This window comes from Fructilactobacillus sp. X2R5C3 (assembly GCF_059901325.1).
This window is the reverse complement of record NZ_JBWXUY010000001.1, coordinates 252,836-267,787: the sequence shown is the minus strand read 5'-3', so window position 1 is coordinate 267,787 and position 14,952 is coordinate 252,836. Positions and strand designations below refer to the sequence as shown.

At 43.5% G+C, this 14,952-nt stretch carries 16 protein-coding genes and 1 other annotated feature (1 of these 17 running past the window's edge); of the genes, 6 read left to right on the top strand and 10 right to left on the bottom strand.

The window, feature by feature from the left end:
- Positions 1-8 precede the first annotated feature (8 nt).
- The 6 genes from opp3b to AC6UDE_RS01235 all read left to right on the top strand — a co-directional run bounded on the left by opp3b (position 9) and on the right by AC6UDE_RS01235 (position 5,154).
- Entirely contained in the window at positions 9-941 is a 933-nt protein-coding gene (gene opp3b, locus AC6UDE_RS01260) for an oligopeptide ABC transporter permease (RefSeq protein WP_500693318.1), read from the top strand.
- Positions 941-1,969 (top strand): ABC transporter permease, encoded by a 1,029-nt coding sequence (locus AC6UDE_RS01255; protein WP_500693317.1) that lies wholly within the window; start codon positions 941-943, stop codon positions 1,967-1,969. The genes opp3b and AC6UDE_RS01255 overlap by 1 nt, the downstream gene beginning before the upstream one ends.
- A gap of 14 nt (positions 1,970-1,983) precedes the next feature.
- The gene (locus AC6UDE_RS01250; protein ID WP_500695433.1) at positions 1,984-3,033 is read left to right on the top strand and encodes an ABC transporter ATP-binding protein; all 1,050 of its coding nucleotides are present in this window, start codon (positions 1,984-1,986) and stop codon (positions 3,031-3,033) included.
- Entirely contained in the window at positions 3,026-3,940 is a 915-nt protein-coding gene (locus tag AC6UDE_RS01245; RefSeq protein ID WP_500696373.1) for an ABC transporter ATP-binding protein, read from the top strand. Before AC6UDE_RS01250 ends, AC6UDE_RS01245 begins: the two co-directional genes overlap by 8 nt.
- Positions 3,941-4,084: 144 nt before the next feature.
- The gene (locus AC6UDE_RS01240) at positions 4,085-4,477 is read left to right on the top strand and encodes a zinc-ribbon domain-containing protein (RefSeq protein WP_500696372.1); all 393 of its coding nucleotides are present in this window, start codon (positions 4,085-4,087) and stop codon (positions 4,475-4,477) included.
- Between the two features lie 17 nt (positions 4,478-4,494).
- On the top strand, positions 4,495-5,154 hold the full coding sequence (locus AC6UDE_RS01235) for a zinc ribbon domain-containing protein (protein WP_500696371.1): 660 nt from the start codon (positions 4,495-4,497) through the stop codon (positions 5,152-5,154).
- A gap of 45 nt (positions 5,155-5,199) precedes the next feature.
- On the opposite strand, the gene AC6UDE_RS01230 is transcribed toward AC6UDE_RS01235, so the two are convergent.
- The 10 genes from AC6UDE_RS01230 to AC6UDE_RS01185 all read right to left on the bottom strand — a co-directional run bounded on the left by AC6UDE_RS01230 (position 5,200) and on the right by AC6UDE_RS01185 (position 14,882).
- Positions 5,200-5,832 carry a DUF805 domain-containing protein gene (locus AC6UDE_RS01230; RefSeq protein WP_500696370.1) on the bottom strand — a complete coding sequence of 211 codons (633 nt, stop codon included), beginning with the start codon at positions 5,830-5,832 and terminating at the stop codon, positions 5,200-5,202.
- A 52-nt stretch (positions 5,833-5,884) separates the two neighbouring features.
- Entirely contained in the window at positions 5,885-6,334 is a 450-nt protein-coding gene (locus tag AC6UDE_RS01225; RefSeq protein ID WP_500696369.1) for a zinc-ribbon domain-containing protein, read from the bottom strand.
- 62 nt (positions 6,335-6,396) lie between these two features.
- Entirely contained in the window at positions 6,397-7,170 is a 774-nt protein-coding gene (locus tag AC6UDE_RS01220; RefSeq protein ID WP_500696368.1) for a (S)-acetoin forming diacetyl reductase, read from the bottom strand.
- Positions 7,171-7,278: 108 nt separating this feature from the next.
- Positions 7,279-8,682, bottom strand: a complete 1,404-nt coding sequence (locus AC6UDE_RS01215; RefSeq protein WP_500693307.1) for an APC family permease — start codon at positions 8,680-8,682, stop codon at positions 7,279-7,281.
- 132 nt (positions 8,683-8,814) lie between these two features.
- On the bottom strand, positions 8,815-9,750 hold the full coding sequence (locus AC6UDE_RS01210; protein ID WP_500696367.1) for a phosphoglycerate dehydrogenase: 936 nt from the start codon (positions 9,748-9,750) through the stop codon (positions 8,815-8,817).
- Positions 9,751-9,769: 19 nt separating this feature from the next.
- Positions 9,770-10,735, bottom strand: coding sequence for a sugar kinase (locus tag AC6UDE_RS01205; protein WP_500696366.1), 966 nt, complete (start codon positions 10,733-10,735; stop codon positions 9,770-9,772).
- Positions 10,736-10,758: 23 nt separating this feature from the next.
- On the bottom strand, positions 10,759-12,045 hold the full coding sequence (locus tag AC6UDE_RS01200; RefSeq protein ID WP_500696569.1) for a Na+/H+ antiporter NhaC family protein: 1,287 nt from the start codon (positions 12,043-12,045) through the stop codon (positions 10,759-10,761).
- A complete protein-coding gene (locus AC6UDE_RS01195; RefSeq protein ID WP_500696365.1) occupies positions 12,046-12,792 on the bottom strand; it encodes a sugar phosphate isomerase/epimerase family protein in 747 nt (248 codons plus the stop codon).
- A 167-nt stretch (positions 12,793-12,959) separates the two neighbouring features.
- Positions 12,960-13,940 (bottom strand): LacI family DNA-binding transcriptional regulator, encoded by a 981-nt coding sequence (locus AC6UDE_RS01190; RefSeq protein WP_500696364.1) that lies wholly within the window; start codon positions 13,938-13,940, stop codon positions 12,960-12,962.
- Between the two features lie 99 nt (positions 13,941-14,039).
- Positions 14,040-14,882, bottom strand: a complete 843-nt coding sequence (locus AC6UDE_RS01185) for a MetQ/NlpA family ABC transporter substrate-binding protein (protein ID WP_500693301.1) — start codon at positions 14,880-14,882, stop codon at positions 14,040-14,042.
- Positions 14,883-14,929: 47 nt separating this feature from the next.
- Positions 14,930-14,952: a binding site (T-box leader), on the bottom strand (it continues 212 nt past the right edge of the window).

Sequence of the window (14,952 nt, the reverse complement as noted above, 5' to 3'; positions counted from 1 at the left end):
AAATTAAAATGACTAAATACATCATCCGTCGAATTTTCTACCTAGTCCTCACTTTATTCATTGTTGCTTCGGTTACCTTCTTCCTGATGAAATTTTTACCCGGTACGCCTTACTCAAACCAGGCAAAACTCCAGCCAAGTCAAATCGCAATAATGAACCAAAAGTACGGATTAAACAAATCACTTTGGGATCAGTACTTAATCTACATGGGAAATTTACTCCACGGAAATCTAGGTACTTCATTTCAATTTAACAACCAACCAGTTACTCAATTGATCGCCCATGACATTGGTCCTTCAATGCAGATTGGTACCCAAGCCATGGTCGTTGGTTCTGTTCTTGGCATCATCCTTGGTGCCGTTGCCGCCATCAAGAAAAATACCTGGGTTGATTCAAGTGCCACCTTCATCTCAATCCTTGGAATCTCAATCCCAAGTTTCGTTTTAGCCGTTCTGCTTCAGTACTACTTTGGCTACAAACTACAATGGTTCCCAGTTGCCCTCTGGCAGAACTTCAGTTCTAGTATCCTACCGACGTTAGCACTTGCGGCCTTTCCACTTGCAAACGTCGCCCGGTTCATGAGAACTGAAATGGTTGATGTCTTAGATAGTGACTACATTGAACTGGCTAAAGCCAAGGGTGATTCGGAAAGAAAGACGATTACGCATCATGCGCTTAGAAACTCACTGATTCCCGTTATCACCATCGTTGGTCCCATGGCCGTTTCAATCATGACCGGTTCACTGGTGGTTGAAAACATCTTCTCAATTCCTGGAATTGGTAATCAATTCGTTCAGTCCATTCTGACGAACGATTACCCTACCATCATGGGACTCACAATTTTCTACTCATTCTTATTAGTTGTCATTATCTTAGTTGTCGATATTCTCTATGGAATCATCGATCCACGAATCAGACTAGGAAACGGAGGTAAAGAATAATGGCCGAAAACTTACCACCACTTGAAGATCAGTTCCAGTTCGCAAGTGACGATCTTTCAAACTTGGACACTGAATCGGAATCAATTAACACCCCATCTTTAACGTACTTTCAAGACGTTAAACGAAGACTAGTTCGAAATAAAGTTGCCATGACTTCTTTGATTCTCTTAGTCATTATCGCCCTAGTCGCAATCTTCGCCCCGATTCTTTCACCACACGATCCAAACGCTCAAAACGTCCTGTACGCGAACTTACCACCAAAGTGGGGTTCACTTAACATCCCCGGTCTAAATGGGATTCACGAAGCCGGTGGCCACATGGTTAACGCATATCAAGCAGAACACGTTCCAAAGGGAACTTACTACATCATGGGGACCGACTACCTTGGTCGTGACCTCTTCTCAAGAATTCTGTACGGGACCCGGTTATCACTGTTTATCGCGGTTGTTGCGACAGCCGTTGACCTTCTTGTTGGTGTTCCATACGGTTTAATCTCCGGTTGGGTCGGCGGTGCCGTTGACACCTTCATGCAGAGAATCGTTGAAATCCTCTCATCAATTCCTAACCTAATCGTCGTTGTTTTATTACTACTAATCCTAAAACCCGGAATCACTTCAATCATCATCGCCATCGCCTTTACCGGATGGATCACCATGTCACGTTTAGTTCGTGCTCAGACCTTTAAATTAAAGGAATCAGAATACGTCCTAGCCGCCAGAACTCTTGGTGAATCACCATTCAAGATTGCGATGAAACACCTGATTCCAAACCTCAGTTCCACTATCATTATTCAAACCATGTTTACCATTCCATCGGCCATCTTCTTTGAAGCCTTCCTAAGTTTCATTGGAATCGGGATCCCAGCACCAAACGCATCCCTTGGTACACTTCTAAACGATGGTCAGAAGGCCTTTCATTTCTTGCCATATCAAATGTGGGTTCCAGCAATCGTACTGTCTGTCATTATGATTACGACCAACCTGCTTGGAGATGGATTAAGAGATGCGTTCGATCCAAAATCTAAGTAAAGGAGACAGATAAGATGGCTCAAAAAGTTTTAGACGTTAAAAACCTGTCAATTGATTTTGCTACCCTAAACGGAACCGTGAAGGCCATTCGTGACGTTAGCTTCCACCTTGACAAAGGAGAAACGCTCGCCCTTGTTGGTGAATCTGGTTCAGGGAAATCAATCACCGTGAGAACGATCATGCGTCTTCTAGCTGATAACGAAACCATCACCAACGGTACAATTGATTTTGAAGGCAAAGATATTTTAAAAGAATCCAAAAAACAAATGGACAAGATTCGTGGTGGCAAGATTGCCATGATTTCTCAGGATCCCATGACCTCACTGGACCCCACCATGAACATCGGTAATCAAGTGGCTGAACCACTACGAGTTCACGAGGGAATGTCCAAAGGAAAAGCCTTAAAGCGGGCGGCTGAGGTACTAGAAGAAGTCGGCATTCCCAACGCGAGAGAACGGATGCGCGACTATCCCCACCAATTTTCTGGTGGTCAAAGACAAAGAATCGTGATTGCGATGGCTATTATTGACCATCCTGATGTTCTAATCGCCGACGAACCGACTACCGCATTGGACGTTACGGTTCAAGCTCAAATCATTAAGCTACTAAGAGAGTTAAAGGACAGAATTGGAACGTCGATTATCTTTATCACTCATGACTTAGGGGTGGTTGCCAACATCGCCGATCGAGTAGCAGTCATGTACGCCGGTAAGATTGTCGAGTATGGAACCGTTGACGACATTTTCTACAATCCACAACATCCCTACACGTGGGGACTCCTTGATTCCATGCCGACCCTCTCAATGAAGAGTGACCGCTTAAACACGATTCCAGGGACCCCGCCAAACTTGATTAACCCACCAAAGGGTGACGCTTTCTATGCCCGTAACAAGTACGCTTTAAAGATCGACCATGAACAACAACCACCCTTCTTCAAGGTCAGTGACAGCCACTACGCCGCCACCTGGTTGTTAGATAAGCGAGCTCCAAAGGTTACCCCACCGGAATCAATTCAAAAGCGCCAGGCTGAATTTAAGAAACGAGGTGAAAACGACCATGACTAAAAAAGATCCCATTGTTTCAGTTAAACATTTAAAACAATACTTTAACGTCGGAAAGCCCGATGAAGTTAAGGCCGTTGACGACATCTCATTCAACATTTATCCTGGTGAAACGCTGGGACTGGTTGGTGAATCTGGTTCTGGTAAAAGTACGACCGGAAGAGACATCATTCGTTTATACGACCCAACTGATGGTGAAATTGACTTTGAGGGGCAAAACATCTCGAAGCTAAAACGAAAACAGATGAAAAACCTGCGTAGTCAGATGCAGATGATCTTTCAGGATCCGTATGCCTCACTGAACCCCCGAATGAAAGTGGAGGACATCATCGCCGAAGGCCTTGATATCAATCACCTGGTTAAAGATTCTGATGAACGAGATAACCGAGTTCGAGAGCTCCTTCACCTCGTTAACCTAAACGAAGAACATGCCAGTCGTTACCCCTACGAGTTCTCTGGTGGTCAACGACAACGAATTGGAATCGCTAGAGCCCTAGCAGTTAAACCGAAGTTCATCATCGCTGATGAACCAATTTCCGCCCTTGACGTTTCCGTTCAGGCTCAGGTCGTAAACCTAATGCAGGACATTCAAGAAAAAGAGGGTCTAACGTACCTATTCATCGCTCATGACCTTTCAATGGTGAAGTACATTAGTGACCGAATCGCCGTCATGTACGCTGGTAAAATTGTGGAAATGGCTGATACCGATGAGTTATACAACCATCCACTTCACAAGTACACCCAAAGCTTGTTGTCAGCGGTGCCAGTTCCTGACCCACACTCAGAGAAACAGCACAAGATTATCAAGTTCGACCATAGTCAACCATTTAAAGAAGACCAATACCTTCAGGAAGTCCGTCCTGGTCACTGGCTCTACTGTAGTGATGAGGAAGCCCAACAATACAAATAGCCGTTTCAAAAACGTTCGATTGAAAATAAATTCAGTCGAACGTTTTTTATTTCTCTCAATTCAGCCTTCAATTGCGGGAGTAACAAGGGAATGGTATTATTAATGTGAATAATGAATTCAATCACAAGATGGAGGCTTATTTCAATGAATAACACTAACGAAAAATTCTGCGTTAAATGCGGCAAGAAGATTCCCAAAGAAACGAAGTTTTGTCAATATTGTGGTGCCAAACAGCCAGAAATCAGTTCGACCCCGCATAATGAGTCACAACCAAGTCCAGCAAGTATGCAACCCCAGACTACTAGCAATCAGGGCAATCCCAAAACTATCAGTACCCTTCTACTAGTGTTCGGTTGGATTTCCGCCGTTTTGTCGACCCTCTTTGTCCCCATCGTGTTTGGAATTATTGGAATTGTGCTTGGAGCAATCGAACTCAAATACCACCAAAATGCTGGAATTATTTTGATAATTGCGTCAGTCGTTTTGATGATCATTGGAATTATTTTCGGGATGGTCATGGGTTCACAAGTATTTTGAAAGTAGGATGAAATCTAATGAATAATACAAAGTTTTGTGTCAACTGTGGTAAAAAGATCAAAAAAGACGCGAGCTTTTGTCCGTATTGTGGAGTTGAGCAGCCCAAGACTACCCAGCAACAAACCAAAACCGCTCCGACTGAGAATCATCCCCAAAACAATAAAAGTAACTTGAAGAAACTGCTAGGTGGGATTGGGACGATCGTGATCGCCGTTATTTTCGGTTTGAACTTCTACTTTAGGGCGCGCCATGTTTTCCCTAATCAGGATACGAATGCTAGTAGCGTGATTAAGTCGATTAATCATACAGCACGTCCTGATAATGATGCACCTAATGGAGCTTCATTAAGTGATGAGCTTAGTGAAGCACATGCCACGTTAATGTACAATACGAAAGACAAATCATATAAATTTTACATAAAGCATCCAAACGATAAAAAGAATGCAAATTATGGTAGCTTCTACTTGATCAAGGCCAAATTACCACACCAAAATCAGTCATTTTACATGTATAAAGTTCTAAACAATGACGATTCTAACGAAGATCCTAAAAAACTCCCCTTACAATTAGCTAGTAGTCTCACTGATACTTTCCACCTAACTAAAACCGCTATTAATATAAATTGGGGAGATAATATGAAATCGGGAAAACAGTTTGTTATGGGTCCACAACAATAATAGTTAGTAAAAAAACACTGCCCATTAAGCAGTGTTTTTTACTAACTATTTTAATTTCTTCAAGTAGCTAACATCTGGTCCGCCAAAGCGATTGCCCTCGTCCACAGAGCTAAACAGCATGAAAATGAAAACGATGATACTTCCAACAAATGGAATCAGTTGTAACCACCAGAAACCAGCTGAATAATTGATGTCATGAAATCTACGACACATGGAAGTGATGTTACCGATGTATAAAAAGATATATAAGATGATAAATACTATGGTAAATAATCCTGCAATCATATTCCCAGCGGAAGTATTTGTAGAACTAAAAATTGCAATAAGTCCCCAAGTAACAAAGACAATTAAAGCAACATCCAAGCTTGACCACCAATATGATGCCCTGCTCATTCTTCCAGAAATATGAAACATGTTCCCAAAGTAATCTTTAAACGATGTAATCATGTTAGGTGATGAATATTCAGATCGAATATTCGCTCCATTATCAGATTCTGGCCGATAAGTCTGCTGCTCATTATTAGTTTCTTGATAACCATAATTAGCCTGTTGATTATCAGTGCTTTGACTACTTTGGGCATCAGCCATTTCGGGTTGAGCTTGACCACAATAAGGACAGAATTTCACATCCGCCTTTAACAATTTACCACAATTGGGACAGTGCTTGGTGTCATCCATCATAAAACCTCCATATTATGTATTTAAATCGATGTTAATGTAACATCTACTTTTATTTTACACTATTTGCCATATCAAAATAGGCGAAAATGAACATTTTTGAACTATCTCCGTCAATTTGAGTCTGAATTGCCAGATTAAAGGCACCATCACAATTATTTTCTTTCACAATATCTCTAATTTTATTAAAAGCTTCCTGTTGAAAATCCCGCAAAATCTGGTCGTCATCTGGAATATAGTGGTCACTTAACGCCACTGACCCGTTTTGATTGAATTCATATCCATCAGGAATTGCACCAGCTGAAACAGGAATCACAATTTTAAGTTGACCATCGTCTTGTTTTTCATTTGAGCCAACTTCAACCGTAGTTGTCTCCTCTTCCTGATTCATTTCTTCCAACTCATCAATAGTAGGTTGTTTGTACCCACATTTCGTACAGGACTTCACGTCAACTGGAATTTCAGCTCCACAGTTAGGACAAAACCTTGTTTTTAATACCATTTTTCTTTCACCTTTTCGTATGTATTAAAAGAACTCCAGCTAAAGCTAGAGTTCCGATCTATTTAGTTAAATACCATTCCACCATCAATTAACAATGACTGACCAGTCATGTAGTTAGAGTCAGGACCAGCTAAGAATGAAACACAGCCAGCCACGTCTTCAGGTTTTGAAAGTCGTTTCAAGGCAATGTTCTTTGCAAACTGTTCCATTCCCCATTCAAATGGTTTCCCGGCTTCATCAGCCACATTTTGGGCAATGTCATTCATCATGGGAGTGACCACGATTCCAGGGCAATATGCATTAACGGTAATCCCGTCATCGGCAAGTTCCTTGGCGGTTGTTTCGGTAATTCCTCTGATAGCGAACTTAGTTGAACCATAAACGGTCAAGTTCTCATTACCGGTCATCCCCGCTTGAGATGAAGCATTAATGATCTTACCGCCATGACCAAGTTCTTTGAACTTCTTAGCGGCAGCCTGAATTCCCCAAATAGTACCACCCACGTTAATTTTTTCGGCTTGTTCCAAGACCTCTGGAGTAACGGCCTGAATTGGTGTGGTTGGCGCGATTCCAGCGTTGTTCACAATCACGTTGAAGTCACCAAAATGTTTAGCGGCCTTTTCAACGGCTGCAAAAACTTCGTCACGATTGGCAACGTCAGTTTTAATGGCAATGGCGTCCCCATTGTCACTTTGAATCCCCTTAGCAACCTCTTCCACCTTATCCAAATGACGACCAACCAGTGCCACGGAAAATCCATCTTTACTCAATCGTTTGGCAATGGCCTCTCCGATTCCTTGACCGGCTCCTGTAACTAGAGCTACTTTTTTATTCATAGTTCAATTTCCTCACTTATTCTTAATAATATAAATTCATTTTATCACAGCTAAATATCACATGACGACCAAAAATGAGAAGCCATCTCACGGCTTCCCATTTATCAATTATTCTTCATTTTGCAGTCTAGAATGATGAATCCCGTAGACAAAGTAGATCACAATTCCCAGTGCTAACCAACCAATTACCGCAATCTTGGTCACGTTCGGTAACATGATGATGAAGTAGATACTCATCAGTCCGGCTAGGATTGGCAAGTACGGGTAAAGAGGCATCTTGTAACCAGTATTTTTGATGTCCTTTCTTCGTCTCAATGGAATAATTCCAAATGAGATAAAGGCAAATGCAACCAAAGTTCCAGCGTTAATCAATGAAACTAGTTGAGTCAAAGGAACGACCCCGGCAAAGATGGCCTGAATGATGACAGCTAACCAAACCGCGTAGGTCGGAATCCCGGTCTTGTGATTAATCTTTCCCATTTTCTTAGAAATTAGTCCGTCACGTCCAAGTGAGTAAACCAGTCGGGAACTCCCGATGACCATGGTGACCATGGCGGTGAAAATCCCAAACAGTGCTCCAATCGTGATGGCCTTGTTCATGAAGTTCAGGTGCACCATGGAGAATGCCAAAGCGGCTGGATCGTCAACGTTTAGTAGTGAGTAGTGAACCATTCCGGTCAGAACCAAGGAGAACCCGACGTATAGGACGGCCGCAATCAGAACGGTTCCAAGGATTCCCTTGGCCATATTCTTATTAGGATTAATGGTTTCAGCCGAATTTGATGCCAACGCGTCAAAGCCCATGAAAGCAAAAAAGACGGTGGCAGCGGCGGTTGAGATTCCCCCTAAACCAAACGGTGGAGTGTGAAATTGTTTCGGGTAAAACGGAACGTAGTTGCTTGACTTGATGTAAAAAACACCCACAACGATAAACAAAACAATGATGCCAATCTTGACCAGCACGGCAACGTTCTCAATCTTCTTGGAAAAATTAGTTCCCATTAAAGCGAGTAATCCAACTAACAGGGTAATGACAACGGCACTGATGTTGACGATACCACCCTCCATTGGCCCACTTTGAAGAAACTTCGGAATGTTAATCCCAATGGCGGCTAAAATATTGTTATTAAAGTACGAAGCAAATCCAGTGGCCTCAGCGGAGACTGCCAAGAAGTACTCCAGGATTAGTCCCCAACCAAGAATCCACCCGATAATCTCGCCGTAAACGACGCTTCCAAAGGAGTATGCTGAACCAGCAACGGGCATCGCCGACGAAAACTCGGCATACGCCATACCCACGACCCCAGCTAAGATGGCAGCAAGCAAGAATGCCAGTGCAACCGCTGGTCCTGCATGTAAAGCCGCTTCGTGTCCTGGAAGAATAAAGATCCCAGTTCCGACAACGGCTCCGACGCCAAGACCGATTAGATCTTTAGCGGTCAGCGTTCGCTTTAAGCCAGCATCGGCTTTGACAAAACTAGCAACCGATTCTTTCTTGAACATATTATGCATATGCATCACTCCTTTTCATTTGTATTGCATTGAATTGTACCGTGAAAAAAAGATGATGACAATTACTTTTTAAAGATTTTCTTAAATAAAAAAGAACTGAGACCATTGCATCCCAGTTCTTAATTAATTCTTTTACTTTTTAACTGCCCACTGTGGTTGTTCACCATTTAGGACTTTTACAATTTCACTGGCAGCGTCATGCGCCATCCGGTTCATGCATTCCACCGTGTTAGAGGCAATGTGCGGCGTCAACAAGACGTTATCCAGCTTGTAGAGTGGACTGTCCATTGGTAGTGGTTCAGAATCAAACACATCCAGGGCAGCGGCCTTAATTTCGTGACTCTTTAAAGCGTCGATTAGATCATTCGTATTAATGAGTGCTCCACGAGCCAAATTAATGAGAACCGCCGAGTTGTCCATCATCTCAAATTCACGTTTACCAACGCTTTGTTTAGTAGAGGGTAGCACTGGCATGTGTAAAGTGACGATATCTGAATCAGTAAAGATGGCATCACGATTAACCGCCTTACCGTATTCAGAGTCTTCAGCATGGGGTGAATTGTAGATGACATTCATCCCCAGTCCACTCACCTTCTTAGCGACCATCTTGCCGATTCGGCCATAACCGAGAATTCCGAGGACCTTGCCTTCTAAATCAAAACCCATATGATCTTTCTTGTAGTTCCAGTTCCCCTTACGCATCTCGTGCGAATCATTGGTAACGTTCTTTGATACGTCAAAGATTTCGGCTAACGTCGTCTCCGCAACCGTTGAGGCATTGGCGAGCGGCGTAATTGTTACATATATGCCATGTTGTAACATAAAGGGAACATCGATGTTGTCATAACCCACACCGTTTCTAGCAATGATTTTTAAGTTCGGCATCTTTTCAATGGTGTCATTTGGAAACGGGGTCGTGCCAATCAGGATGCCATAAGCATCGGCGGCCATATCAAGCAACGTTGAAATCTTTTTGTCCGGTAATTCCACGACATCAAAGCCACTGTCTTTCAGTAACTGTTTTCCATCTGGAGCTAAACTTGCTTGTACTGCAACTTTTTTAGCCATCATAATCTCTCCCATCTACTTACGATTCACTAACGTGTTCTTTTTTATAAAAATCTTTTAACTCGCTTGGGGTGGGATAACCGTCGTTATCACCGGGCGTCTGAACCTGAAGCGCCCCAACGGCATTTCCTCGCATGACCGCACTCTTTAGATTTTTGCCCTCTAATAGTGCAGTAATTACCCCGAGCGCAAACCCATCACCGGCACCAACCGTGTCGACGACGTGATCGACCTTAAAACCGGAGACCGTGTACGAATCTCCATCTTTGGTCTTCACATACGCACCATCCGAGCCCAACTTAATGAGCACCGCGTTCGTGCGTTCACCATTTTGGAGGTAAAAGTCAGCGATTTTTTCTGGGTCATCACTTCCCATGAGGACCTTGCCTTCGTTTACACCTGGCATCACAATGTCAGCGTTTTTAGCCAATTCGTTAATCGTTTTAATCATTCGATCATGATCACCCCACAGTCCGGGACGCAGGTTTGGATCAAACGTTATCTTGATTTCATTATTAATCAATCGGTCCATTAATGCACGATATGAGCCTTCCGCTTCAGCTGACAAAGCCGGGAAGATCCCCGTTAGATGAGCCATTTTGACGTCGTCAAGATTAATCTCGTCAATGACTCCCCGTTTTAAATGCGAAGCAGCCGATCCCGTGCGATAGTTGAACGTCTGGGGATCACCATGCGTTACCATCTGTTTTAATTGATGACCCGTCCAATGATCGGGATCGTCTTTAACATAGTCAATGCCAACGCCGTGGTCGATAATCACGTCTTTGGCGTATTTACCCAGCGGATCGGTTCCTACTTGAGACACATACTCAGCGGAATGTCCCAGTCGTTTAGCACCAATGGCCACGTTTAGTTCTGCCCCTCCGAGGATTTTTAGATAGTGGGTTGAATCAGCTAAAGTAGCGTCAGGATCGGTTGAGGCGAACGTCACCACTGGTTCACCAATTGTCAGAAATTCACTCATAATTTTCACCTTTCTTTAATCATCTATCCGAAGAATAAGTACACTAATATTTCGTTTAAAATGGAGACAATCCACATGATCGGAACTCCCAGTTTCAACAGTTGCTGGGGACGAACCTTCATGTAGTCAAGACCCCAGACGTTCCATGACTGAGTGATGTCAGTTGAAACCGCCATCAGAGTTGGGACGTACATTAACGGTAACAAGAACATGTCGTTAAACATTCCGGTGGCGGAAAGTACGGCGGCCGTCGCAGCTCCCGCACCCCAGACTTGAAGTGGTCCTCTAAACAATGCTAAGGGAGCAAGAACCCCGATTCCAAGTGCTAGCAGTAAGTGACTATTTGGCAGGATGGCGCTGAAGATTCCCTTGAAACGACCAGCGTTTAACTGAGCCGCCCCGGCAAACATAACCAGTGCCATCAAGAACATAATTAAGCCCGAAATATCATTAATGGACTGTTTAATCGTGACATTAAGAAACGTTTTGAATTTTTTATAACCATTCATCTTACCAGTTACAAGCATGGCCAAGATACTAGAAAGGATCAAGGCCGGAATGGCATCCCAGCCGAGCGCCATGTTCAAAATAACGGGAACAACTGGGATAGCGTACGCAATGTACGGAATCTTGTCGACGTCTCCCGGGTCAGTTGCCCCGATTTTCTTCAGGTTGGCCTCGGCATTCTTTGGATTGAACGTGTGACGTTTCATCACTAGAAACAAGATGACTGCGATTAGTTGCACCGCCATGGCCGCCCACCCAAATTCAAGGTAATGCAGATTGTATTGAGCCTTGGGGAAGAACGCCTTAATCTGATTAAAGAGCACGACGTTGACGTACATGGCCGAACCAATCGACAAGGCAAACGTCGTTAGGGCCACGTCTCGTGGAATCCCCAATGACAAGAGGATTGGTAACAAAATGACACCGATGGCAATGACCGAACCCACTCCGTAGGAACTGACAAACAGCAGCTCCGTAACTAAGACAATCAGGATGGCTGCCAGTAAGGGATGCGATTTTCCAACCTTATTCGTTTTCTGCGAAATCGATGGCGCAATGCCACTGTCAACCAGCACTCGTCCGAACCATGAACCAAAGACGATGTAGATAATCGTCGAACCGTACTTCAAAGCGGGCGTTGAGAAGACCGCCGTCAAAGCGGTGTGATATGGGATCAGACCGATGACGGTCCAAAGAATTGCCATGACGAAGAACCCAATGGTTAGGTCCCCACCTTTAACAATGTAAAAGATAAAGCCAGCAAAGGTAATCAGTAACAGAATTGCAATAACGGTATTCATCAGCTACATCACCTCATCTCTCAGCAACTTGACCTGACGTTCAACGTGTTCGTCGTCTTCCATCGGGAATTCAAGCGCCAAATCCGCCGTTTTCGGTAACTCGTTCAGGATGTTTTTCCAATCAAACATGCCGTCGTTTAGATCGTCCGCGGTCTGTAAGTCATCTTCGTCAAACTGGTTGACGTTCTTTAGATGAATGTAATCGGTATACTGGTACAAAGAATCAGCCGCATAGTCCGCACTTTGATGGGTAAACGCCCAGTTTCCAAGGTCATACACGTACTTAATGGGCAGCCCATTCTTTTTCGCTTGGTTTAAAAAGTGTTTAACATTAGCCATTTTGCCACTCAATTTGGTTTGATCGTTTTCCACGTTCATTTGAATCTGATCGAGTGGTAGCCCGTCAAAGGCATGGGACAAATCACCGTCAAACGCCCGAAAGTTTCCCACGTTAAACTTGATTTTGGTAATTCCCATTCGTTGCCCCTCGTTGAAGTATTGCTTCAATTTTGGATTAACCGAACCATCCTTTAAAAACAGTTCGTCTGGAACACTGTAATTAACAAGGAGTCCCGTTCTCAATCTGGCATTATCAATCTCATCCAGTTCCGTTGAAAAATCCTTGATGTATTCTCGTCGAACCTCAATCCCGTCAACGTTCATTTGCTTCACGCGTGGAAATAACGCTGCCTGACTCGTACCGGCTTCGATGTCATTTACAAAGATCCATGTATTTAAAAACAATCGCATCAGTATTCACTCCTTTTTTAATTTGATACCGCTTTCATATTGATACTTATGGTAAACGTTTACATAAAAGTAGTCAATACTGTTTGGCAATCTTTTTTCTAAAAATATGTAATCGTTTTCCATGACGCCATAAAAAAAGACCAGCCGCACTGGCTAGTCTTATTCTTTTAAAATTGGGCTGGAATCTCAATTTTTTTCGCAATCGGTTGAGAATCACTCTCAATCCCCTCAATCAGGATCTGAGCTGCACTAACCCCAATCTGAAACGGATCCTGATTAATAACCTTGATTCCCGGATCAATATTATCTACCAGTGATGTGTCGGAAAATCCCGTCATGTGCACCCCATCGGACTTCCGGATGACTCCATCCCGAATCAACTTGGGCAAAAACTTCAAGAGCCACCGTTCCTTTAAAGCAAAAATCAGACCCCCATTTGTTTCTTTGATGTCATTTTTCAGTTTGGAGTATGCCTGACGAAATGAAGCCTCATCGTTTCCCGGTTGAATGATCGTGACGTGGTTCCCATAGACTGCTTTAATCCCGTTCAGTCGTTGTTCTCGGGTGGAAACGTTTTTTACATTATTTGTAATCACAAAGACGTGGCTTAATCCCTGGTCTTTAAAGTATCGCGCCGCTTTCTTACTGACCTCATAGTTATTTGTAACCACACTCGGCCACGGACTGCCCTTAATCTGCCGATCTAACATGACCACCGGTACATTTGTGGGAATTGAGCTTTGAAAGGCGTCCAGGTCGTTACTTAACGGCTGAATCAAGACGCCACCAAACATTTGTTGGTTAAGTGACGATAACGTGGCAAGTTCCCGCCGTTCATCACTATCGGAGTCCATTAAGACCGCGATGAAGTTGTTCTTTTTTAAAACCGAATTAACACCCTTAAAAATCTCCGTGGAAAAGTAATCATCAACATCCGCCGCAATGACCGCCACCAATCGACTTTGCTTGGTAATGAGCTGTCTGGCGGATTCGTTTGGCACGTAGTTCAACTTCTTGATCGCTTCGGTAACCCGCTTCGCAGTAGCATCGGACATGTGGTTGGTCTTTCCGTTTAAGTAGCGTGAGATGGTGGCAGTTGACACTCCTGCTTCTGACGCAACGTCTCTAATCGTAGCTACTGAACCCATTTGGACCCCTCCCATCGTTTTTTTCATTCTACCATTTATTAAACCATTGTTTCAGACCAATAAAAGAATTCATCAATTAATTGATGAATTCTTATTGAGTTACTTAAATTTAAGGTTCCAAGCCGCTTGTTGATTAATCCCGGACTCTTTCTTAATTAATTTAGCGGTCTTTTCGGTCTGATAGGCTTTCACTAATTCCTTGATTTTCTTGCTATGTTCGTCGCGCTTCTTTGCGGCAATGAAGTTGACCCACTTATGCGAATCCTTGGTAAATGGTGCCGTATAAATGGCCTTCTTCGGACTCAGGTTCGAACTTTCAGCGAAGTTCCCGTTCACAACGGAAGCTCCCGCTGAATTCAGTAATCGTGGCGTTTGCGAGGCGTCAACTTCCTTAATCTTCAGGTTCTTCGGATTACTAGTAATGTCCTTGACGGTGGTGAACGCCTTTTTCGGATTTAACTTAATCAACCCCGCACTCTGAAGGACGTGTAAAGCCCGGGACTCGTTGTTAGTGTCGTTTGGCACCGCAATGGAAGTTCCACTGGAAATTTCATTAACCGACTTAAACTGATTAGAGTAAATCCTCATCGGTTCAATCACGGTATCTCCAACCGGCACGATGTCCGTGTGGTGGACGTCATTCCAATTGTCCAAAAATGGGTAGTTTTGGTAGGCATTCACGTCGATGTCTCCGTTAGTCAGAGCGTTGTTAGGCTGTGAATAATCGGTAAACGTCTGAAACTGAACGTTTAGGCCGTACTTATCCTTGGCGTCTTTAGCCACTTCGTTCCAGATGGCCTGTTCCTGTTTGGATCCGGCCATGATGCCAACGGTAATGGTGTTCGCTTCAGCTTCTGATTGGTGGAAAAAGCTGAAGTATCCGGCGATTCCAATAAACAATATAATTCCAATCCAAATTAAGTATTTAACCCATCTTCTCATCTGCGTTCCTCCCATTTATTAACCAAACAAAAAAGCATCCATCCTGTAAAAAGGACGAATGCTTCCGCGG

Coding starts and splice junctions, on each gene's coding strand:
- opp3b (WP_500693318.1), top strand. CDS start 9: ATGACTAAATACATCATCCGTCGAATTTTCTACCTAGTCCTCACTTTA.
- AC6UDE_RS01255 (WP_500693317.1), top strand. CDS start 941: ATGGCCGAAAACTTACCACCACTTGAAGATCAGTTCCAGTTCGCAAGT.
- AC6UDE_RS01250 (WP_500695433.1), top strand. CDS start 1,984: ATGGCTCAAAAAGTTTTAGACGTTAAAAACCTGTCAATTGATTTTGCT.
- AC6UDE_RS01245 (WP_500696373.1), top strand. CDS start 3,026: ATGACTAAAAAAGATCCCATTGTTTCAGTTAAACATTTAAAACAATAC.
- AC6UDE_RS01240 (WP_500696372.1), top strand. CDS start 4,085: ATGAATAACACTAACGAAAAATTCTGCGTTAAATGCGGCAAGAAGATT.
- AC6UDE_RS01235 (WP_500696371.1), top strand. CDS start 4,495: ATGAATAATACAAAGTTTTGTGTCAACTGTGGTAAAAAGATCAAAAAA.
- AC6UDE_RS01230 (WP_500696370.1), bottom strand. CDS start 5,832: ATGGATGACACCAAGCACTGTCCCAATTGTGGTAAATTGTTAAAGGCG.
- AC6UDE_RS01225 (WP_500696369.1), bottom strand. CDS start 6,334: ATGGTATTAAAAACAAGGTTTTGTCCTAACTGTGGAGCTGAAATTCCA.
- AC6UDE_RS01220 (WP_500696368.1), bottom strand. CDS start 7,170: ATGAATAAAAAAGTAGCTCTAGTTACAGGAGCCGGTCAAGGAATCGGA.
- AC6UDE_RS01215 (WP_500693307.1), bottom strand. CDS start 8,682: ATGCATAATATGTTCAAGAAAGAATCGGTTGCTAGTTTTGTCAAAGCC.
- AC6UDE_RS01210 (WP_500696367.1), bottom strand. CDS start 9,750: ATGGCTAAAAAAGTTGCAGTACAAGCAAGTTTAGCTCCAGATGGAAAA.
- AC6UDE_RS01205 (WP_500696366.1), bottom strand. CDS start 10,735: ATGAGTGAATTTCTGACAATTGGTGAACCAGTGGTGACGTTCGCCTCA.
- AC6UDE_RS01195 (WP_500696365.1), bottom strand. CDS start 12,792: ATGCGATTGTTTTTAAATACATGGATCTTTGTAAATGACATCGAAGCC.
- AC6UDE_RS01190 (WP_500696364.1), bottom strand. CDS start 13,940: ATGGGTTCAGTAGCTACGATTAGAGACGTTGCGTCAGAAGCAGGAGTG.
- AC6UDE_RS01185 (WP_500693301.1), bottom strand. CDS start 14,882: ATGAGAAGATGGGTTAAATACTTAATTTGGATTGGAATTATATTGTTT.